General features: G+C 36.3%; 19 protein-coding genes. 13 read left to right on the top strand and 6 right to left on the bottom strand.

Features of this window, described 5'->3' with window-relative positions; translation table 11 throughout:
• Nucleotides 1-508 precede the first annotated feature (508 nt).
• Nucleotides 509-1630 carry a class II histone deacetylase gene (locus tag J0N78_RS00825; RefSeq protein ID WP_209121109.1) on the bottom strand — a complete coding sequence of 374 codons (1122 nt, stop codon included), beginning with the start codon at nt 1628-1630 and terminating at the stop codon, nt 509-511.
• 462 nt (nt 1631-2092) lie between these two features.
• Here J0N78_RS00825 and J0N78_RS00830 point away from each other — a divergent pair, with 462 nt between their 5' ends.
• The gene (locus J0N78_RS00830) at nt 2093-2941 is read left to right on the top strand and encodes a helix-turn-helix domain-containing protein (RefSeq protein WP_209121110.1); all 849 of its coding nucleotides are present in this window, start codon (nt 2093-2095) and stop codon (nt 2939-2941) included.
• Nucleotides 2942-2991: 50 nt separating this feature from the next.
• Complete coding sequence (locus J0N78_RS00835; protein WP_209121111.1) at nt 2992-4473, top strand: amidase family protein; 1482 nt, start codon at nt 2992-2994, stop codon at nt 4471-4473.
• A gap of 87 nt (nt 4474-4560) precedes the next feature.
• Here J0N78_RS00835 and J0N78_RS00840 read toward each other — a convergent pair whose 3' ends face one another.
• The 3 genes from J0N78_RS00840 to ltaS all read right to left on the bottom strand — a co-directional run bounded on the left by J0N78_RS00840 (nt 4561) and on the right by ltaS (nt 9552).
• Nucleotides 4561-5139, bottom strand: a complete 579-nt coding sequence (locus tag J0N78_RS00840; RefSeq protein WP_209121112.1) for a hypothetical protein — start codon at nt 5137-5139, stop codon at nt 4561-4563.
• A gap of 86 nt (nt 5140-5225) precedes the next feature.
• Entirely contained in the window at nt 5226-7166 is a 1941-nt protein-coding gene (locus J0N78_RS00845; RefSeq protein WP_209121113.1) for a primary-amine oxidase, read from the bottom strand.
• 343 nt (nt 7167-7509) lie between these two features.
• Nucleotides 7510-9552, bottom strand: coding sequence for a lipoteichoic acid synthase (ltaS, locus tag J0N78_RS00850; RefSeq protein ID WP_209121114.1), 2043 nt, complete (start codon nt 9550-9552; stop codon nt 7510-7512).
• A gap of 340 nt (nt 9553-9892) precedes the next feature.
• Between ltaS and J0N78_RS25595 the strand changes: the two genes are divergently transcribed.
• Nucleotides 9893-10156: a GntR family transcriptional regulator gene (locus J0N78_RS25595; protein WP_209121115.1), complete on the top strand. Its 264-nt coding sequence runs from the start codon at nt 9893-9895 to the stop codon at nt 10154-10156.
• An 18-nt stretch (nt 10157-10174) separates the two neighbouring features.
• Here the strand turns inward: J0N78_RS25595 and J0N78_RS00860 are convergent, their stop codons facing one another.
• Nucleotides 10175-10315 carry a hypothetical protein gene (locus tag J0N78_RS00860; protein WP_209121116.1) on the bottom strand — a complete coding sequence of 47 codons (141 nt, stop codon included), beginning with the start codon at nt 10313-10315 and terminating at the stop codon, nt 10175-10177.
• Between the two features lie 132 nt (nt 10316-10447).
• Between J0N78_RS00860 and J0N78_RS00865 the strand changes: the two genes are divergently transcribed.
• Entirely contained in the window at nt 10448-12253 is a 1806-nt protein-coding gene (locus J0N78_RS00865) for an SEC-C domain-containing protein (protein ID WP_209121117.1), read from the top strand.
• Nucleotides 12254-12487: 234 nt separating this feature from the next.
• The gene (locus tag J0N78_RS00870) at nt 12488-12649 is read left to right on the top strand and encodes a hypothetical protein (RefSeq protein ID WP_209121118.1); all 162 of its coding nucleotides are present in this window, start codon (nt 12488-12490) and stop codon (nt 12647-12649) included.
• Nucleotides 12650-12824: 175 nt separating this feature from the next.
• Here J0N78_RS00870 and J0N78_RS00875 read toward each other — a convergent pair whose 3' ends face one another.
• Nucleotides 12825-13007, bottom strand: coding sequence for a hypothetical protein (locus J0N78_RS00875; protein ID WP_209121119.1), 183 nt, complete (start codon nt 13005-13007; stop codon nt 12825-12827).
• Nucleotides 13008-13164: 157 nt separating this feature from the next.
• Between J0N78_RS00875 and J0N78_RS00880 the strand changes: the two genes are divergently transcribed.
• From J0N78_RS00880 to J0N78_RS00915, 8 genes are all read left to right on the top strand, one after another.
• Nucleotides 13165-13944 carry a Cof-type HAD-IIB family hydrolase gene (locus J0N78_RS00880; protein ID WP_209121120.1) on the top strand — a complete coding sequence of 260 codons (780 nt, stop codon included), beginning with the start codon at nt 13165-13167 and terminating at the stop codon, nt 13942-13944.
• A gap of 251 nt (nt 13945-14195) precedes the next feature.
• On the top strand, nt 14196-15053 hold the full coding sequence (locus tag J0N78_RS00885; RefSeq protein ID WP_209121121.1) for a Cof-type HAD-IIB family hydrolase: 858 nt from the start codon (nt 14196-14198) through the stop codon (nt 15051-15053).
• A gap of 156 nt (nt 15054-15209) precedes the next feature.
• A complete protein-coding gene (locus tag J0N78_RS00890; protein WP_209121122.1) occupies nt 15210-16505 on the top strand; it encodes a hypothetical protein in 1296 nt (431 codons plus the stop codon).
• Nucleotides 16506-16948: 443 nt separating this feature from the next.
• Nucleotides 16949-17767, top strand: coding sequence for a DUF3100 domain-containing protein (locus tag J0N78_RS00895; protein WP_209121123.1), 819 nt, complete (start codon nt 16949-16951; stop codon nt 17765-17767).
• A 1-nt stretch (nt 17768) separates the two neighbouring features.
• A complete protein-coding gene (locus J0N78_RS00900) occupies nt 17769-18224 on the top strand; it encodes a hypothetical protein (protein WP_307794874.1) in 456 nt (151 codons plus the stop codon).
• 71 nt (nt 18225-18295) lie between these two features.
• Complete coding sequence (gene sdaAB, locus J0N78_RS00905; protein WP_209121124.1) at nt 18296-18958, top strand: L-serine ammonia-lyase, iron-sulfur-dependent subunit beta; 663 nt, start codon at nt 18296-18298, stop codon at nt 18956-18958.
• Between the two features lie 27 nt (nt 18959-18985).
• Nucleotides 18986-19855 (top strand): L-serine ammonia-lyase, iron-sulfur-dependent, subunit alpha, encoded by an 870-nt coding sequence (sdaAA, locus tag J0N78_RS00910; protein ID WP_209121125.1) that lies wholly within the window; start codon nt 18986-18988, stop codon nt 19853-19855.
• Between the two features lie 63 nt (nt 19856-19918).
• Nucleotides 19919-21364 carry a M20 family metallopeptidase gene (locus J0N78_RS00915; protein ID WP_209121126.1) on the top strand — a complete coding sequence of 482 codons (1446 nt, stop codon included), beginning with the start codon at nt 19919-19921 and terminating at the stop codon, nt 21362-21364.
• The last annotated feature ends 24 nt before the right edge of the window (nt 21365-21388 follow it).

Raw genomic sequence — 21388 nt, forward strand, 5'->3', positions numbered from 1 at the left:
TTGTTGTGCAAATGCACTGGTTATAAAGTAACCAACTTATAAAATTTGAGCTTTTAACTCAATCAATAAGGCAACTAAGTTGCCAATCGGCATTAGACCCGGCTGTCCGTATGGCCTTAACTTCCTAAAGGAAGTGGTCAGTATTATCTGCATGGAAAGAAATGATATATTGAATATTTTGCTTTCCAATAACGCTCCTATAGAGTATCAACTAATACTAAAAATTTCAATAGGAAAATTAAAAAAAATTTTACAAACTTTGATTCAAGGAAAAATTCTTCAACTTCTCCTTCACATGTCTAGCTGTTGGTGAAGAAATTTCTGAAAGTTCTCCATTGGTCTTTTTGATCGTAGTTTAGCTAATCTTGTTCTAGTAAGAGCCTTGTTTCATTAGTCAGGGACAGGGTTTTACTAATTTTGTTTCTTGTTTGATGTAACCAGCCGTACGAAACGGCTGGTTTAAATCTTACTATGGCTTTATTTTAAAATCGATTAGGAGGCATTACCGTTACACGCTCATTTTTTCAAAACTCCAATAGTTTGAGTGAATCTTAATTACGTCATCAACTAGTTTCTTTTGTCCTTCTGTTACAATATAGGAAGTAGGAGGAGTGTTAATTTGATAAGGATCTTCTACAGGAGTATTAATCTCACTCATTGCTTCTACTATTCGTAATGTGCAAAATGGTACGTAATCTGCACTGTAACCACCTTCATGACAAGCGATTAATTTTCCATCACAATGCTTTTCAGCTAACTTCTTCATGAATTCGGCAAGTTGATAGTATCCTTCTGCATCGACCATCATTCTGCCAAGGGGATCATAATTGCTAGCATCTTGGCCAGCTGAAATATAAATTAACTCAGGTTGAAATTCATCGGCAATCGGACCTATGATTTGTTCAAACGCGTGCATATAACCAGCATTTCCAGTCCCTGCAGGAAGTGGAATATTGATGTTGTATCCTTCTCCTTTTCCTTCACCTATATGTTCTATAAGGCCACTGTTAGCAGGGTAATTTAACTCTTGATGCAAGGAGACAAAAAGTACGTCAGGATCATCATAGAACGCTTGCTCTGTTCCATTCCCGTGATGAACGTCCCAATCTACAATGAGTATACGTTTTAGGTTGTATTTCTTTTTTGCATATTTTGCTGCGATTGCGACATGATTGAAGATACAAAATCCCATCCCGCGATCACGTTCAGCATGATGACCACATGGGCGGATCAGCGCATATACATTTTCAACATCTCCATTCATTACAGCGTCTGTTGCTGTAATAGCACCACCCGTTGCTAACTTGGCAATTTCAAAAGATCCTTTCCCAAAAAGAGCTAATTCACCAGCATCTCCACCTGTTAGGTCACTTAATTCCTTAATTTTATCGATGTATCGAGGGGTGTGGAAATATTCCAGTTCTTCTCTTGTAGCTATTCTCGGGGAGATTTTTTCTAACTGATCGTATAAACCGCTTAGTTCTAATAAGTTTTTAAATCTTCTCTTCGTTGCTGGATTTTCAGCGTGGATATTGGGTTCAACCCAACCTCCTGGTGGAAGAAATAAAGAACCATTCCCTGTGTTATGCCAAAAAAAGCTTTCATGACTTATGAATCCAGTTTTTTTCATGCTTTTTCCCTCCAGAAAAGAAATTTTAAGTGTAACAAAAATAAAGATGCATGCTACTTGATGATCAAAAATGTAACGCAACCTTACTGTTTGACTTCTTCTGATGGAAACCTATGAAACCTATTTACACTTTTTATCCGACCATCAGTGAAGGAAGAGGAATACCCTCACTGATGGAAGTTTCATTGTATCCTCCTTTTCCAAGTATTTGAAACTTATTCCGAATGATAATTGTTGTTTTTATATTTGTAAATAGACTTGTTCCGTTTCTTACAATAGTTCTTAATATAGAATTCTTTCAATACCGAACCTAAATTCAACACCACTTTAACCGTCAAAAAATAGTGTCGAGTAGAACGTTTTAAGAAAGAGAGTGAGAATTTCTGACTAGTTTATTGTAAAAATGGTAGGATTGGGATAATTTTGGTTAAGACAAGCTATCAAGTAAAGGAGGTTCTAAATTTGATTAAACTTCTTAATTGCAAAAGAGATTTTTTGCCTTCTCAACCCTTACTTATAGTTGATAGAGAGTGTTATAAAGAAATTAAGCCTATTAGTAGTGATATAGCATTGTTTTATCAATTTAAAACGAATAGACACTCTACTAAAAGCCTTTCAATTGTTCCTGATGGATGTTTTGACGTGTTATTTTGTTGCAATCCTGCAGCTCCTTCTGCGATCGTTTGGACTAGTCCGTTAAAGCACAGTAAACATGATCAGCCTAATTTCTATTTGAATTGTGAATACTTTGGGGTGAGATTTTTACCTGAACAGAATTTTATGAAATTAAATTACTCAATGAAAGAGATCCTTAATAAACAAATTCCGTTATGTGATGCTGTATCTATTGACGAAAGGATTATTGAGGTAATTGCGGCTGCTACATCGTTTGAAGAAAGAATTAGACTTTTTAAAAAACATATGACAGTCCCAAGGGTTAGCGCTAGGTATGACCAGAATATCATTAACTTTACATTGCATGAAATCTATTCATCCAAGCGTCAATTAAACATGAAAAGATTGTCAGAGCAATCAGGCTACTCTGACCGTTATTTACGAAAGAAGTTTGAAGAATACATTGGTTTTTCACCGAAACAATTTAGTCAGATCGTAAAGTTTCAAAGTGCGATGAAAAAAATACTATTGTCGGAAGATTTTGTTCTTTTGGAGGTCGTTCATGAAAATGATTACTATGATCAATCTCATTTAATTAAAAAGTTTAAGAAATATACTAATTTGACTCCGTATCAATTCAAAGAACTATACGAAACAAAGATACGTAATAAAATAATGTCTCACTCAGTGAGATAAAGACAACTTCTAAAAGATGAATGAATTAAAAAGAAGGGTGGTAAGATTAAATGGAGCTTAATAAACTTATTAACGGAACCGAGGATCGTTCATTTACTATTGAGGAAGCTACAATTGTTGAATTACAGGAAGCGTTGGAAAAAGGAAAACTGACTTCCGAAGAGTTAGTAACATACTATCTTAAAAGGATTGAGATGTATGATAAAAAAGGGCCTGCTCTTAAATCTATTATTTATATTAATGATCAAGCATTGGAAACAGCTCGTTCATTAGATGAAGAAAGAAAAAGAAAAGGAAAAAGGGGTTTATTGCACGGGATACCAATCATCTTAAAAGATAATTATGATACGTTTGATATGCCAACATCGGCTGGTTCTAAAGTTCTAAAGGATTCCATTCCATTAGAGGACTCTTTTATAGTTAAGCAATTGCGGGAAGCGGGGGCTATTATTATAGCTAAATCTAATTTACATGAATTTGCTTTCGGACTGTCAACAAACAGTTCACTTGGAGGTCAAACATTAAACCCATATGATCTGAGAAAGCATGCAGGTGGTTCTAGTGGAGGAACAGGTGCTGCTATCGCAGCGAATTTCGCAGCTGTTGGGATGGGGACAGATACAGGTTGTTCCATTCGCTACCCTGCCTCTCAAAATAACTTAGTAGGTTTACGTGCAACATATGGATTAACGAGTCGTTCTGGAATTGTTCCTATTTCAACTACACAAGATGTGGGAGGACCTATTGGCAGAACGGTTTCAGATGTCGCAGCTATAATGGATGTGATTTCTGGAAAACTAGATTCTCGTGATCCTATTACGGAATTTGGTGTTGGTGAAAAACCTAAAAGCTTTCTTGCCCACTTAAAAGAAGATGCATTACAAGGGACAAAAATTGGTGTGTTCAGAGACTACTTTGGGCAAGGTGAAGAAGCCGCGGGTACTAATTCACTGCTAGAATCGGTCATCGAAATGATGGAAACACTAGGTGCTGAAATGATTGATATCACAATACCAGAGATATTTGATTTCGACGCATCTGTTTATCCTTGGGAATTTGAATCCGCATTAAATGACTATTTTCATTCATTGGGAGAAAATCGTCCTGTCGCTACATTAAAAGAGTTAATTGAAAAAGCACAGCATATTGAGGGAATAGATGGACAATTAAAAGAAGCGGTCGGTAAATCATTAGAGGATCTTGAATATAAATCTGCATTAGAAAATAGAGGGAAATTGCGTAAGGGAATATTAGAACAAATGAAGGTACATGGTCTTGATGCTATTTTTTATCCAACTTTTAAAACGTCTACCTCGTTGGTTGATGAACAACGTTGGGAAGACAACAATGGTTTCTTGAGTGCAAACTCAGGATTACCAGCAATTAGTTTTCCAATTGGGTTTACAGATGATGGATTTCCGGTTGGAGCAGAATTTTTAGCAGGAGCTTTTGAAGAAGCGAAATTAATTGAACTTGCTTATTCTTACGAAAATGTAACTAAACATAGGACACCTCCATCCCTAACTCCTTAATGTTACTAATTATTGTAGTATTTTGTTAACATAGTAGAAGACATAATATAACAAAGGAAAGGAGCAATTAGGGCTTCCTTTCCTTTGTTAATGTTGATGTCCATCCAAATGCTGTTCTATGTGTTCCATATGAATATGATCTAAATCACCTGTCTCAAGTACTGCAGAAAACAAAATGATGAGCAAGGATAGAGTGGTTGTGATAATTTTCGGAAAAGGAATGCTATTGCTTGGTTGGGGGCTGTGTGAGCTCAATTCTTGATCAATAAGATGAAAGACCACTAGGACGGACATGATAAAAATAAGAACCATAAAAGTTACCATTAGAATAAAATTTGTAGTTGGGAGCATATCACCGAGCATAGCTCCCATCATCCCTCCCATAATACCAGCACCAGCCCCTTCAATCATGGTTAAAAAACTTATTGGTAGTCCAATAGCCATGGCAATGAGGATCCCAAACGTGACACTAATTATAGTAGAGAAAGTCAAGTCTCTTATGATGACACCTAATATGACACCGACTGTCACACTAGACATCATACTAATTACCATTGCAGATATTAGTCCTTTCATATTTTCAAGGCTTTTACGATGACGATAAACTTTTCTAATACTTACAAGTGTATATATGAAGACGATTGAAGTCATGATCCCAAAAAACATAGATAAGCCCTCCTAATCCTATAGAGAATAATCAAAATGCCTGCCCATCATTAGGACAGGCATTTCGTTTGTCATTTAACCTTCGTTTACGATGAACATGAGGTATGACAACTTGAACCGTGTTTTGGTACAGAAGGGGGGACATCTAAAGCTGGATTACGGTCAAAAAATCCTACAGGCTTTAACATGAAGCCCATATATGCAGTCGGCATGACAGGCCAATCTTCAGGACGGGTAATATGATGGTGGCCCATCGTATACCAAACAACGATATCCGTGTTATCAATCGAGCGATTAGCTTTCGTATAAGCAGGTAATCCATCGCCGCCAGGATGTTGGTTAGGGTATCTTCCAGAAGCATATTTTTCTTCAGGATCATACGGTGTACAGACAAAATGATTTTTGAGAAAACCTGCACGTTTCAGTAAGCTAGAGTCTTCATGGGCAAAAGGTAGGCAATTTTCTCCTGTAAATAATTTATAGCCGACTGGCTCATTGACGAAATTATTACTTGATTCATTGACAATCTTCCAATACCGAGCAGTTTCAATGTTCAAATTTCTTATGGAGTCTTGTTCCGTTTTAAATTTAGTAGATACTGGATAAAATGCATTGTTAAACGGATTATCAGGACCAGGTGGCGCGCCTTCTGTATTGACCTCGTGTACTGAGTTATTTACACCATCCACCATCATATCGAGACGAACATTAAAGAAATGTTGATGGTGAGGTGCATATAATTGTGGAGCGATGAGATTACCATATTTTGATTTTTCTCCTGGATACATCGCACCTGTATGTAAAATACCAGTCAGCTTCACTTCATACTCGATAGAACCATCTTGGTAAAAGTACCAGAAAAATCCATACTCATAGTTTCCAACGGTTGAAATGCTAGAAAGAACTAATCTTCTTGAGCGCCGCACTTCGACTTTGTCTGTACGCCAGTCAGTATGTTTCCAGCCAATTCCATAATCTTCTTCATGCAAACAAATCGCATTTGGAATCGTTACAACATTTCCGCTACTATCTACTAAATTGGCATCAAAATATTTTATTTCACCAAGGCAGTCGCAACCTAAAGTTAATGGATTGGCAACCATTCCGATCCCATACTCTCCTGCGTCAAAGGCATTATTGCGATTGTAAGGTTCATTCGGGTCCCCATAAGGAACGACCATCTCTGAAAGGGAAGCACGGTATAGTATTGGACGGTCCTCGCCTTTATCATGGTATGTAACAGTATGAAGAACAAGTCCTTCCCGTGAAGTAAAACCAAAGCGGATTTTCCATTTCTGCCACTCAATTTGGTGTCCTTTGACTACAAAACTTGGGCCCTCTGGCTGAATAATATCTAGAGGTTTAATATCCGTTCGTAATTCCCCCACTAAATCTGGAGTGTAATTCCCGTCTAAAGGCGGAAGAGGTACAATTCCATTGTCAATTATTTTCATAACTTCCATTTTGCCTAAATCCACAAGAGCATATAAGCCTGAGATTGGTCGTGCATATCCATTATCATCGGCAAATGATCTTAACCAACAAATGGCACGAGCGAGTCTCAAGCCATTTTCTTCTTCTATACCGAAATTCCCTGCAGACCAAGGATCGACCATAACTAAGTCAAAATCTTTTATTCCACGTTTTAGTAGAGCTGATTGAAATTCGGGGTTTCCTTTTATCGTTTGTTCACATTCTAAAAATTCATCAAGCATAATTGACGGTTGCACATCAGGAATGCATGTCCATGAACTGATCGTTTTTTCATTTAACGAAACGACAGCCTCATATGTTTTGCCCACAGAACAATCTAATAGAATACAAAACGCTTCACGGTTAATTAAATCACCTTCCTTAAATTTCAAAACTACTTCTTTTGGAGGTTCTAGTAAAGTAACGGATACATAGCGAAAAACAGAAGTTGTTTTTTCTTTCTTTAATATATCAATAGCTAGAGATAATTCTTCTGAAGTTAATGGTTCAAGCGGGTGATTAACAATTACACTTTCTTTAACATCTTTTGACATTTCAAAACCTCCTATGTTTGATAGTTTAAGAATATAAGATTGAGTTTGCTCAGTATTGTAAAAATTGGAACTTTGTTATCATTTCTGACAATGAATTTAAATTAATCTTTTGAAAATGGTATTAACACTTCGTTAAAAGAGCAAGGCTATACATTTCTAACAGTTAAAGAGCTATTAGAATACGCAAATCAAGAATGATGCTAGGATAACGTCATAGTAGGACGGAGTATTATCCTCAAATAACAAGTGGCTTCCTCAAGTAACGTTTAAGTTATTTGAGGAAGCCAACAATTAATTAAAACTAGGTAAGGGATCGGTGCCTTTTAGGGAACAATCATCTGAATTAATCATCTCTATCTTCTTTATCAATTTTAAACATGTAATCATTTTCAAGGCCATCAGGTAGGATTTCAAATTCACCTAATTTTTTTTGATCTTCTAATTTATTCATCCCTTCATCGTGTAGATTATAATTATATTGAGAACGGTCAACTGGAATAAAATTCTTAGGAGTATAGAAACGCAACAAATCTCCATTCACAACCATATCTGAAAATGCTAGTTTTTGTACCGCTTTTTTCTGTAATCTTTTTGCTTCCTCTAATCGGTCTTCTTCTAGCAGAACCCCAGTCTTTGAATCATAAAATTTTCCCTCAGTAAAAGTGATCGTCGAACTCACGAAGTCGCCATTTCTAAATGGAATAAGATCATCATGCCGTTCAGACAAAAGGTCTGTTCCAAAATGCAAGTATTTTTTAGTATTGATGCCTAGTAAGTGAAGAAGTGTAGGAAGAAGATCAACTTGACCCGAGTATTCATCATTAACTCCACCTTCCATTCCAGGCACACGGATGAATAAAGGAGTCCGCTGTAAGCCAGCACTTTCAAAAGGTGTAACCTCTTTTCCAATCACTTCTTTCATTGCTTTATTATGAGTTTTTGAAATTCCATAATGGTCACCGTACATAATAATAATTGATTGATCATATAATCCAGATTGCTTTAGATAAGAAAAGAATTGTTCTAGCGCTTCATCCGCATAGCGGGCTGTCTGAAAGTAATGATCTACTGTTTTATTGCCTGTTGAATGAGGTGCAATTGAAGCCTCATCTTCATCAATTGTAAATGGATAATGATGAGTAACCGTAATAAAATTGGCATAAAACGGCTGAGGCAATGACTTTAAATAAGGCATAGATTGTTTAAAGAACGGTTTGTCCATTAAGCCATAATCGGCCAAATCTTCTAGTTTCATATCATAATAATTAGAATCGTAAAACTTGTCATAACCCAATGATTTATATATTTCATTACGGTTCCAAAAGCTGCCTGTATTCCCATGAAATACAGCTGAAGTATATCCTTTTTGGCCTAAAATTGCAGGGGCAGCCTGATATGTGTTTAAACCCTTTGTTGTAAATGCGGACCCTTGAGGTAATCCATAAAGAGAGTTTGTTATTAAAAATTCAGCATCAGCTGTTTTCCCTTGTGCTGTTTGATGAAAGAAATTGTTAAAGTAAAGCGTATTTTCTTCACTCGTTAAAGAATTTAAAAACGGTGTTACTTCTTCACCGTGCAGTTCGTAATCAATAAGGAAATTTTGAATGGATTCCATGTGTACATAAATGACATTCAACCCTTTTCCCGCACCAAAGTATTTTGGATTTGGTTCAGCGTAATTTGATCTTGTAAAATTGAGAACCTCTGTAATATCATTGCTGTCTGCAAAAACCCTTTGTGTAGATGCTCTTGTACTTTGAACAGCATCATAAATCGTATAATTGTACATACCTAAATATTTTACAATGTAATTACGGTCAAATCCCTTTGTTAATAATTCAGGATGTTCTGATTCTGCGATTGCCAGGTTTATGCCTGAGATAATTAAAGCAGTTAAGAACAGGGCTTTAACTTTTTGTGGAGAGATTTCCTTCATTTCAATTCTTTTAAAATTAAACGTTAGAATGACTAGAAGGATAATAACATCAACAAAAAATAAAACATCCCAAGGCTTTAAAAGAGTCGTAATACTGCTATTCACATCTCCAAAGTTTTGGGTCTGTGCTAAATTCGGCAAAGTTATAAAATCATTAAAAAAACGATAATATAATACATTGGCATATAAAAGAGAAGTCATTAGAAAACCAATGATGATAAGTGAGATATATTTTTTATGACCAGTAAATAATAAAGAAAGGCCTAATAATAATAAACACGAACCAAGTGGATTTAAAAATAATAAAACTTGTTGAGATGTATTTTCGGCCCCTAAATTAAATTGTGTTAATTGAATAAAATAGGTCTTCAACCATAGAAGACCAACAGAACTGAAGAAATAAAATGCATGTTTATTAGTTATATTTTGGCTTCTTTGAAGTGTTTTCATTTTTATCCTTCCTTTTGATTAATTGCTAGAAGTTTCTTCTTCGTTTTAATAGAGTTCGAGAGTTTGACCATAATAAGAAGCTATTGTTATCCAAGTTGCATAAACAATAAAGTGAGTTTATCATGAACAGTCCTTAAAAGGAACAATATTGAACACTAAATCTATTATATGCCAACCTAGTATCCTCTAGAATATCAATCCATAAAATTTCGTAAAAGTTGTTTCATTTTTTCTCCTTATAAATTCTCGAAGTCATCTATAGAAAGTGTTGTTGATATAAATACTAATCGTATATGATAAAAGAAATAATAAAATTGGATAATATTGTGGAGTGAAGAAAGTGATTAGGGATACATTTCCATATATAGATAGTGAAGGTCGTTTCGGTGAATCATTACCAGAACAAATCGCCAAACATATATTAAAAAAAATAATGAAGGGTGATCTAGTACCTGGGGATAAAATAGTTGAAGAATATATCGCCTCAGAGCTTAATACCAGTCGAGCCCCGGTACGGGAGGCTTTGTATTTATTACAAGTAGATCAAATCGTGGAAAGAATACCGAGAAAGGGGACCATTGTTAAGTCTTTCACTAACTATTAGGACGTGATAGTTTATTCTCTAATTGCTGGTAGGTTTTGCTTCATAAGGAATGTAAGTGATTTTTTTAGCTACTAATTTCAACATGCCAAACACTTCTTGTTGCTGTGCACCTTCAATACGACCAAGCTGCCCTTTGATTGTGATAATATCTAGCTTCATGTCTTTAATGTCACGACATTCGGTGTAGTCTAAGGGTGGTCAGTATTTCCCTATTTTTTACAGATGCTTTCTCCTCGTTTATGCTAAAATAATGAAGTCTAATCATCAATTAAGAAATAGAGGAGTATGTAAATGAGTGTAAGTCGTAATGAACCATGTCCATGTGGTAGTGGAAAAAAATATAAAAAATGCTGTATGCAAAAACAAAATGTCATTCAAATGCATGAAGTGATAGAAGAACGCTTTAGGCAACAAAAACATAACTTAGTGAAAAAACTAGAGGCATTTGTTGATAATAACATACCTTATCAACAACGGGTTCGGTTGGAAGCAGAGTTTAATCAACGAAGTAACTATCAAATCGACCCGAATGTTAAGCATTCAGTCTTTCGTTTCTGGTTGTATTTCTTTTATATATGTGAAAATGGACTTCGGACGATCGAATGGTTTTACAATGAAAGTCAATCTGCTGATCTCCAAATGATCAAAACTTGGGTAGAATTAGAGCCGAAATTAGTACAAGCCGTGGAGTGGAAAGAAGACGTTGTCATTTTTGAAGATATGTTAACGAAGGAACGCTATCAGGTTTCTGCACATTCTGAAAACATTTCAACGCCGATTCCCTGGTATGGTACATTAGGTTTACTTGAATTATTTAATGATACATATTATTTCAATGGCGTTAAAATATTTGTTGGCCCAACGCAACTAAGTCAAGTAGCAACTAAAATAAAAGACCTTTGCAAGCACACAAAGCTTTCGCATAAAAAAGTGATGATGTCTTATTATCCTGAGCTATTAGGTGAATTGCTATCAGCTCCTAACATAACAGGTGAACGGCAAGAAAAAGAACTCACTCAATATAAGGCACATTATCAAATTGAAAATAATGAAAAGGAAGTTATTTCGTATTTGTCGGAACAGTTCGAGGTGGATCATCACAAACCAAATGATCATCAATTCAGTTGGGTTGGGGAATGGCAAGTTTACGAGGATAGTGAATTAGTTCAGCCGATTCGTCTTGGTAAAGTCTATGGAATGATAACCTTAAAAAATCGAAAACTGACCTTTGAAAGTTTGTTACGAGATCGTGTGTCTGAATTTCAATCGTTACTTGAGAAAAATGTAGTCGTAAAGCTTATAAATGTGGAAGAAACCACGATGAAAATTCCATTTCATGCAGAAGTATTAAACATGGTCGTATCGATGGACAAGAGTGTACCACCCTACTTTTCAGTTTACGCACAAAATTGTGTGTTGACTGATGTCGATGCACCCATTCCAATGTATGATCATCATTCGTTACGTTCCTTAATGGAAACAGGTCAGGAGCATGTAGCCAATGTTTGGTTAAAGCAATCAGAATATGATTTGTATAAAACTGTATATCGCCAAATGGGTGAGGTAGACGTTACAGCTGATTTTAATACGGTTCGAAAACAACTCAATTTACCTTTATCCCCGTTTGTGGCTGGTGGCATAAGCAGGAGCTCATCGATTAAAAAAATAAACACCCTTGTTCAAGAAGAAGACATTCCGTTTTTAGAAGAGCTTGGCTTCACGCCAACTAGCGTAAATAGCTTTTTTGCAAAGGACTTTCTGAAGTTTTATAAGGAAAAAACGGTAGGTAAAAGTGATTCGACTGTTCGAAAATATCGGAGTAGTTTATATGATTTACGGTATCTATTTGAACAATCGTCTGTAACAAGCTGGGAAGAGTGTAGTCCTACTTTTTGGGACGAATTAATATCGGTTCGTTACGTGCAAATATATGAAACAATGAGTAAAACCCAAGTAAAAGATTTATTTAGCACATTAAAAGCATTTGCTAAATGGTTAAATGAGCGTTACGAAACCGATCCAGGAAAAAATATCGTGACCGCTATTCAAAGAAAAGAACCAGACGACCTGTTAGCAGTAGGAGCAAGTCATTCCTAATGACAGGAACCAATGATATCAGAATCATTCCTCAAGTAGAGGGATGGCAAATCGTTATCTTAATCAGCCTACGGAACCCATGGAACAGAACGAAAGAGACGAAAGGCAGTTTAAATATGGAATAAGGATTATGCCACCGCAGTTGGTTGCTTAGGCGAATAAGGTGGTTTAAATACATTTAATCAAATATTTGTGAAATAATAATGGGTGTATGAATAGAAAGGAGAATGAACAATGGAAAAGAATGATTTTATTGGAAAAATGAAAAGTAATGAAACGAATTCAAAACCTTTTACTAAGGTAAAACAGCCAGAAAATGTTGTTGATTCTAAAATAGAAAATAATCCGAATCAAACCGATTATATCAACATTTATTGGGACGAATGGCAAAATTAATATTAAGGATGTAGGGTCTGTTACGCAATTTGTTAAAATATTAACTTATTGGGGGACAGACCTCTTTTGCTGTGAAAACAAGGTTTGTCGGGAAACACTATGACAATAAAAAAGACCACCAATTTACTTTGGGACTCTGATATTTTAATATAGCAATTATTGATCATATTTCAACTTAATTAATTGAGATCGTCTTGAGTTTTTCGATTTCAGCAGAAGTAAGCCCCGTTAATTCACAAATATCCTGTATAGAAAAACCTTTCAAGAGCATCTGTTTTGCTACTTTCTCGATTCCTTTCTCAAACCCTTTTTCTCCCAGGAAATCATCAGTTCCATAATATGAGGTAACCATTGACATGAAAGGCCTTTCATAATGTACACTATACAAATAACTGGAAGGAAGGAGAGTAGGTATCCTTTTCTTTATGATTTATTAGTATCTTAAATTTTTGAAAGGTACAATAGGAACGATCCAAATATACCAAACAAAATATACTTCGAAAGTAGGAATGAAAATGACAAACCAAAGCGTTATTTTTTTTGATATTGACGGAACATTGCTTACTCATGAAAAGAAATTACCCCCTTCAACAAAAGAAGCAATTTTTAAACTAAAGGAAAATGGACATATGGTAGCCATTGCGACAGGACGAGCTCCGTTTATGTTTGAGGAGTTGCGAGAAGAATTGGATATTCGTACATTTGTTAGCTATAACGGTCAATTCGTCGTGTTAAATGGGAAAGTATTACATACAAATTCATTAAATGTTTCAATGCTTGAAAAATTAACAGAAACTGCTCTTCAGAATAACCATCCTGTTGTCTTCATGGACCATGAAGATATGAAAGCGAATGTCCCGGAACATGATTACATTAAAGAAAGTATTGCTACCTTAAAGATTAGTCGTTTTCCTGCACACGATCCACATTATTACAAAGGGCGTGAATTGTATCAATCTCTACTATTTTGTCCAAATGGGGAAGAGCAACAATACGAACGGGATTTCCATGACTTTGATTTTGTGAGATGGCATCCTGTTTCTGTCGATGTTCTTCCAAAGGGTGGATCAAAAGCAAGAGGAATTGAAAAAATAGTGAAAAACCTTGGTTTTCCTGATGAACGTATATATGCATTTGGAGATGGGCTCAATGATATTGAAATGCTCTCAACAGTAAAAAATAGTGTGGCAATGGGAAATGCGGAAGATAAGGTAAAAGAAGTTGCAAAATATGTCACAAAATCAGTTGAAGACAATGGGATTATTCATGGTTTAGAAATGGTAGGTTTGTTGTAAATAAAATAGAGTAAGGATAGAGCTGTCGTTTTGGAAGCTCTTACTTCTATTTAATAGCAAGTTTGTACCAAAAGCGATGCTATTTGAAATACACGAAAGTGAAGTACGCTATAAAAAGAAGAGCTTTAATTGGTATAAGGATGTTATTGCTACAAATGGGGAAAAATTAGACTAATTCTATTCTATCGAGCCCAAAGAATTAGGATGATACCTTGTTCTTTTGGGCTTTTTTACCGAAGTGGAGGGAGAAAATGAAGCTCATTGCATCAGATTTAGACGGAACTCTATTAAATGAAGTTGGTGAAGTTAGTTCTGAAAATACGGCAGCCATTAGAAGAGTACAACAACAAGGGAAAACATTCGTTGTTGTATCAGGAAGATCGTATGAGTATGCCCGGAAGCCTCTACAGGATGTCGGCATCACCTGTCCGATCATTTGCTTAAACGGCGCAGAGATTTATTCGAAAGAGGGCAAGCTGGTTAAAAAATCTCCCTTAGCGAAAAGTATTTCAAAGCAGGTACTCTCTACTTGTTTAGGAGAGGATCTCTATATTGAAATTTTCACCAATAAGGGTGGCTATTCCACAAGCTATGAACGATATTTACAAGTGGTATTCGATATTTTTCAAACAGCGAATCCTAATATAGACAAAGGAACGATCCTTCAATTTGCTAGGAAACGCTTTGTGGAGGAAAAAGTACATTTGATAAATGATTTTCAAGAAGTTATCGATAACGAAGAAGTTGAAGTTTATAAAATGCTTGCGTTTTCAAGAATACACGAGCTGCTTGAGTCCATTAAAGCTACTTTAACACCTATTGAAGGACTAGTCATTACCTCTTCTGCAAGCGGGAATCTTGAGTTCAATGACCTAGAAGCCCAAAAAGGAATAGCATTAAGCTACTTTGCAGATTATTTAGGAATCGAAATGGGGGACGTCATGGCTTTAGGGGACAATTATAATGATGTTACGATGTTAAAAATGGCTGGCATCGGTGTTGCAATGGGAAATGCAGATGAGGAAATTAAAGCGTTAGCTGACTTTACGACAAAAACAAATATTGATCACGGCGTAGCATTCATTATAGATAAAATGGTAAAAAGATAAAAATAAAAACACCATCATAGCAATCAAGTATTTGCAATGATGGTGTTTGCTCATCTTGTATATTTTGCACTAAAATATAGGTTAATTAGTAATCTTTTAGATTATCTTTAGTAATGCCAAAATATATCGAATATGAGCTAGAAAGTAGGAATCGTAATGTTTAAAATCGCACTAGTTGGCCCAAAACCTTCCGTTAATAGGATTTTAAAGCAAACAGAAGATTATAAAGGAGATGTTGAATTTCTTCCTTTACCTTATACCGAGATATATGAAATTGAGGAGATCGTCAAAAAACATGAGTTCCATGTAGACGCATGGTTATTCTCGGGTGCAGTACCATACGAAGTCGCGATGAGAAATGTTAAAATAAATAAGGATAATATTTTCATTCCGGTTTCCGATTCTGCTTTTTATAAAGCTTTCTTAGAATTGACTTATGAAAAAAAGACAATGATTAACAGGGTAAGTATAGATATCATTGGGGAACATAAAGATTTAAACGAATTATTACAACAGTCTAATGTTGTTTTAGATGAATGCTTCATAAAGGAATTTGATGCGGATATTACACCAGAAGAATTATTTCATTATCATGTTGATTTGTGGAATAAAGGAAAAACGGAAGGGGCATTAACTTGTTTGCCAACTGTATGTGAACAACTTAAGAAAGCTGGAGTACCAGCTGCTTGGATGACCCCTACCCCTATTCAAATTCGAGAAACTCTCAAGATCTTAATGGAAAAGTTAAGAGCTTCCTACTTTAAAGAAACCCAAATTTGTACAGTGATTATTGATATTATCAATTTTGATACAAGTAATGGAAATATAAAAACTCCTTATCGTTTACAATATTTAGAACTGCAATTAAAAGAACTAATCATTAAATTTTGTGAAAAAGTAAAAGGAACAATCGTGGAAGAAGGTAATGGAAGGTATCTGATCTTTAATACTCGTGGAGAAGTCGAACGAGAACTTGTTTCATTACAAGAAACCATTACCCATTTATCACTGTTATCTACTTGTAAAGTGGCAGCAGGAATCGGGTTTGGAAAAAACGTGTATTCAGCAGAAGAAAATGCGCGATTAGCGAATCATCAATCGAAAGAAAACGGTTCAAACAAGATGATCATCATTCAAGATAATGGAGAAGCAATCGAATATGATGAGAATCAGAACGAATTAAAATATTCAGTTCGAACGATCGATGAGTCATTGATTTATAAATTAAAAAAGGGAAATTTAAGTGTTAAGACTTTTAGCAAAATCATCTCACAAATACAAAGAATGGGGTGGACTTCCTTTACTACTAAGGACATCGCCATACACATGAATATGTCAGAACGTAATGCCCGTAGAATTGTGACGGATCTACATGAAGCCGAACTGATTAAATGTATAGGTGAACAGTCGCAATACCGCGGAAGACCAACGAAAATATATCAATTACGTTAAAAACTTGATTTAACTAACAAACAAAAACTTTTACATAGTTAATTATCCGAATACTTGCCTTGTTTTAATCAACCGTAATCCGATGATCATTGGGTTACGGTCTTTTTTATTAGGCTCTTTTCTAAAAGATTGTTGCTTTTAGCTATTGGACCGTTAACCAAGCGAAAGCTTGGTTCTTCACGCTTTGGCGTGAACCCTTTGAACATAAATCAGCCAGATGGACAAATGAATTTGTCCATTAGGGCTGATTTATGTTCAAAAAACGGTCCAATAGCAACAAAGTTTACGAAAATAGCTTTTTATTATTAAAAAATCTCACGCATTTTGTGAAAATTTTCTGAAAAAAACATTGCAGAGATAAATAAATTAATATAAACTCTTTTTAAGGAAATATATCCTTAATATTGCCTTAAATAAGATTAGCAAAAAATGGAGGGGTAAAGATGTTTGAAAATCAAGGAAAACTGTGGAAGGATTGGCGTTTGTATAGTGTTATTTTGTGCGTAGTTTTGCTAGCAGATTTCATTGGTAGAAAAGAGTTTTCAATTGGAATAGGAGTTATTTTACTATTACCGATGGTCTTCGCATTTGTGCTTGGATTAGGTCTATTTTTCACTCCCCTTATCAAAGAAAAACAGGCGAAAAATGCAGAGTCGCTTGTCTTTATATCCATAAGTTTATTAGCAGCTAAACTCTCTTTGACGATGGGGCCATCGTTAAGCTTGCTCGTTGATATAGGCCCAGCACTGATACTTCAAGAAATTGGTAATTTAGGAACGATCCTTTTCGCACTTCCGGTTGCAATATTTTTAGGATTAAAACGGGAAGCAATAGGAATGACTCATTCGATAGGACGTGAAGGGAATGTCGCTTTAATAACGGAGAAATTTGGTTTTAACTCTCCTGAAGCACGTGGCGTAATGGCGATGTACATCTTTGGAACTGTTTTAGGTGCTGTTTTCCTTGGAATTATATCTGGATTTTTAGCATCCATTACGCCGCTCAATCCTCTATCTTTAGCGATGGCTTCAGGAGTCGGTAGTGGCAGTATGATGTCAGCTGCAAGTGGGTCTTTAATCGGTTTATATCCAAATCTTGAAAATGATATTATCGCTCTTGCGGGTATGAGTAATTTAATTTCCTCTATGATTGGATTGTACTTTGCTATTTTTATAGCCTTACCATTATGTGAAAAGTTATATAAAGTAATAATGAAATTTAAAGAAAAGCAGGTTATATCGAAAATGGATGTGGAGGGCTAAGATGATGTTGCGAAATATTCAAGAATGGTTACTCGTGTTACTTATTGTCGGAGTTATCGTAATATTCGGAAACTGGATAGGGTACAGTGTTTTACCATTGGAATCTACTCCAGGAATGATCATTATTGTTTTAATTGTTTTATTTGGTTTTATACTTGAGAAGATTTTGCCAATCAAGATCCCAAGCATTATCTATATTGTAATAGTAGGTATTATCGCTTCCTTACCTGGTCTTCCATGGTCAGAATATGTTATAAGCTCAACTAGTTCCATTAATTTTCTTGCGTTTACAACAGCGACATTAGCGTTTGCTGGAGTTGGAATTGGCCGTAGCTGGGCTGATTTTACTAAGCTAGGATGGAAAATGATAGTGGTTGGGTTATGCGTTTTAATTGGAACTTTTCTTGGTTCAGCGCTAATTGCTGAAGTTGTCTTAAGATTTCAAGGGATTATTTAAAATAGTTTTAGTTTATTTCGATCTATGGTAGTTAAAGGTAATATAGCTGAGGTTTAACAGGAGTGATAATGATGAAGTATAGGAGTGTGTTTGACATCATAGGGCCGATTATGATTGGACCGTCGAGTTCTCACACGGCTGGGGCTGCGAGAATTGGGAGAGTTGCCAGATCTATATTTGGCAGGGAACCTGAATGTGTACATATTTTTTTGTACGGATCATTTGCAAAAACCTATAAAGGCCATGGGACAGATGTTGCTCTTGTTGGCGGGATATTAGATTTTGATACTTTTGATCAGCGCATTGTAGAAGCCCTTTCCATTGCTGAAAAAAAGGGTATAAAAATTTCCTTTTTTCAAGAAGATGCCCTTACAGAACATCCAAACACAGTAAAAGTAGTGCTTGGGGACAAAAATAATGTCCTAGAACTTGTTGGGATTTCAATTGGGGGAGGAAAGATTGAGATTATTGAGTTGGATGGTTTTCAACTAGACCTTTCTGGAAATAGTCCAGCCCTCCTTATCGTTCACAATGATCGATTTGGTGCGATCGCAGGTGTTTCTAATATAGTTGCAAAATATGAAATTAATATTGGTCAAATGAAAGTGGCGCGAAAAGAAAAGGGGCAGAAAGCTCTTATGTCCATGGAAGTTGATCAGAATATTAGCAAGGAATTATTGGATGAAATCACAAAGCTTCCAAACGTTTTGCAGGTGACTAAAATCAATGATTAAACAAACAGTGATGATGGGGGTCTAATAGTGTTTCGAAATGTCAGTGAGCTAATCGAATTAGCAGAAAGTCAGGAGATGGCCATTTCCGAAGTCATGATTACGCAAGAGATGGAAGTGCAAGAAAAAACAAGGGAAGAAGTTCTTGCTGCAATGAAACAAAATCTTCAAGTGATGGAAGTTGCTGTTGAACGTGGGATAACTCAAGATGTCCGTTCCCATTCTGGATTAACAGGAGGTGACGCCATATTACTACAAAAATATATTCAGTCTGGTAATAATTTATCAGGAGACACTTTACTCGATGCAGTGAGTAAAGCTGTTGCCACAAATGAAGTCAATGCCGCAATGGGAACGATTTGTGCCACACCTACAGCCGGTTCTGCTGGCGTAGTTCCAGGAACTCTCTTTGCTTTAACAAAGAAGCTTGCTTTGACTGAGGAGCAAAAATTAAAGTATTTATTCACGGCTGGGGCATTTGGGTTTGTTGTAGCGAACAATTCCTCCATTTCAGGAGCTGCTGGAGGATGCCAAGCAGAAGTCGGCACCTCTACAGGGATGGCTGCAGCGGCGATCGTTGAAGTGATGGGGGGCATGCCGGAACAATCTGCTCATGCCATGGCGATTGCCTTAAAAAATATGCTTGGTCTTGTCTGTGACCCTGTTGCTGGTTTAGTAGAAGTACCTTGTGTAAAACGAAATGCAATGGGGGCAGCCAATGCGTTAGTTGCAGCAGATATGGCTTTAGCAGGTATAGAAAGTCGAATCCCATGCGATGAGGTCATTCATGCGATGTTTCTCGTAGGCCAATCGATGCCGATTACGCTTAAAGGAACAGCATTAGGTGGATTAGCTGCAACGCCGACTGGTAAAAAATTAGAAAAAATGATTTTTGGTTGATTTATACATGTATCCAACCCATATCCAAAAAAAGTTTAAAAAATAGAAGGGAGAGTGAGAGTTATGAGTTTAACAGAAAAAGTATCGCTTTTAGTAGAAAACAAAAAAGAGCAGATCATAAAATTAAGTGACCAGGTTTGGGAATTTGCCGAGACTCGGTTTGAAGAGTTTCAGTCCGCTCAATTATTTATTGAGACGCTTGAACGAGAAGGGTTTGCAGTAGAAAAAGAAGTTGCTGGGCTTGAAACGGGTTTTATCGGAAGCTTTGGGAATGGACATCCTATTATTGCAGTGCTGGGCGAATTTGATGCATTAGCAGGGCTCAGCCAAAAAGAAGGGATTGCAAACTATGAACCTATTACACAAGGAGGAAGTGGACACGGGTGCGGACATAATTTATTAGGTGCAGGGGCTTTGGCAGCAGCGATTGCCGTTAAGGATTATATGGAAGAAAATCACCTTCCAGGAACGATTCGCTTTTACGGTTGTCCTGCCGAAGAAAGTGGGTATGGGAAAACTTTTATGGCAAGGGAAGGACTTTTTCAAGATGTCGATACTGCATTTTGTTGGCACCCAGCAACGATAAATGCAGTCATGCATACGTCTTCCAATGCTGTGATTCATGGCCATTTTTCCTTTAAAGGCCGCAGCTCTCATGCTGCAGCTTCTCCCCATTTAGGAAGAAGTGCCTTAGATGCGGTTGAACTTATGAATGTTGGTGTGAACTATATGCGAGAGCATATGATTGATGAAGCTAGAGTTCATTATGCGATTACGAATACAGGGGGATTAGCACCAAATGTAGTCCAGCCTGAAGCAGAGGTAACCTATTTGATACGTGCTCCACACCCAGATCAAGTGCGAGATTTGTTGGATCGCGTGATTAACATTGCTAAAGGTGCTGCACTAATGACAGAGACAAAGATGAATTATCGTATTGAAGGGGCTTGTGCTAATCTTATTCCTAATGCGACGCTGGAAAAAGTAATGCATAAACATATGATTTCTTTAGGGTTTCCTGCGGTGACTGATGAGGAAATCAGCTTTGCAAAAGCTATATACGAATCAACATCAAAAGAGGATAAAATCAGTGCTTCAAAAGAATTAGGCAAAGCTTTAACAGCTCAATTAGAAGAACAACCAATTGCAGATTTTATTTTACCTTACTCTGAGAAACAAACTTTTATGGCTGGATCTACTGATGTGGCTGATGTAAGTTGGAATGTTCCTACTGCACAATGTGTAACATCTACATGGGCATTTTCGACACCGTTCCATACTTGGCAGGCGGTTGCCCAAGGCAAGACATCCTATGCCCATAAAGCAATGCTTCTAGCCGCAAAAACGATGGCATGTACGGCGATCGATATGTTAAAAAATCCAGAATTAGTAATGAAGGCAAAAGAAGAACTGCAAGAAAGATTAGCTGGGGATGCATATAGATGCCTTGTACCAAAAGAAGTAAGTCCTCCAAAAAAGGTTCTCAGTCCTCAATTAACAAATGGATAACAATAACTATTTTAGCCCTTTTTG

Source organism: Alkalihalobacillus sp. BA299 (assembly GCF_017745675.1).
GTDB lineage: Bacteria > Bacillota > Bacilli > Bacillales > Bacillaceae_F > Alkalihalobacterium.

Bases quoted from the DNA above. Each gene is read 5' to 3' on its own strand.
- J0N78_RS00825 (WP_209121109.1), bottom strand. From the start codon at position 1,630: ATGAAAAAAACTGGATTCATAAGTCATGAAAGCTTTTTTTGGCATAAC.
- J0N78_RS00835 (WP_209121111.1), top strand. From the start codon at position 2,992: ATGGAGCTTAATAAACTTATTAACGGAACCGAGGATCGTTCATTTACT.
- J0N78_RS00840 (WP_209121112.1), bottom strand. From the start codon at position 5,139: ATGTTTTTTGGGATCATGACTTCAATCGTCTTCATATATACACTTGTA.
- J0N78_RS00845 (WP_209121113.1), bottom strand. From the start codon at position 7,166: ATGTCAAAAGATGTTAAAGAAAGTGTAATTGTTAATCACCCGCTTGAA.
- ltaS (WP_209121114.1), bottom strand. From the start codon at position 9,552: ATGAAAACACTTCAAAGAAGCCAAAATATAACTAATAAACATGCATTT.
- J0N78_RS00860 (WP_209121116.1), bottom strand. From the start codon at position 10,315: ATGAAGCTAGATATTATCACAATCAAAGGGCAGCTTGGTCGTATTGAA.
- J0N78_RS00865 (WP_209121117.1), top strand. From the start codon at position 10,448: ATGAGTGTAAGTCGTAATGAACCATGTCCATGTGGTAGTGGAAAAAAA.
- J0N78_RS00870 (WP_209121118.1), top strand. From the start codon at position 12,488: ATGGAAAAGAATGATTTTATTGGAAAAATGAAAAGTAATGAAACGAAT.
- J0N78_RS00875 (WP_209121119.1), bottom strand. From the start codon at position 13,007: ATGTCAATGGTTACCTCATATTATGGAACTGATGATTTCCTGGGAGAA.
- J0N78_RS00880 (WP_209121120.1), top strand. From the start codon at position 13,165: ATGACAAACCAAAGCGTTATTTTTTTTGATATTGACGGAACATTGCTT.
- J0N78_RS00885 (WP_209121121.1), top strand. From the start codon at position 14,196: ATGAAGCTCATTGCATCAGATTTAGACGGAACTCTATTAAATGAAGTT.
- J0N78_RS00890 (WP_209121122.1), top strand. From the start codon at position 15,210: ATGTTTAAAATCGCACTAGTTGGCCCAAAACCTTCCGTTAATAGGATT.
- J0N78_RS00895 (WP_209121123.1), top strand. From the start codon at position 16,949: ATGTTTGAAAATCAAGGAAAACTGTGGAAGGATTGGCGTTTGTATAGT.
- J0N78_RS00900 (WP_307794874.1), top strand. From the start codon at position 17,769: ATGATGTTGCGAAATATTCAAGAATGGTTACTCGTGTTACTTATTGTC.
- sdaAB (WP_209121124.1), top strand. From the start codon at position 18,296: ATGAAGTATAGGAGTGTGTTTGACATCATAGGGCCGATTATGATTGGA.
- J0N78_RS00915 (WP_209121126.1), top strand. From the start codon at position 19,919: ATGAGTTTAACAGAAAAAGTATCGCTTTTAGTAGAAAACAAAAAAGAG.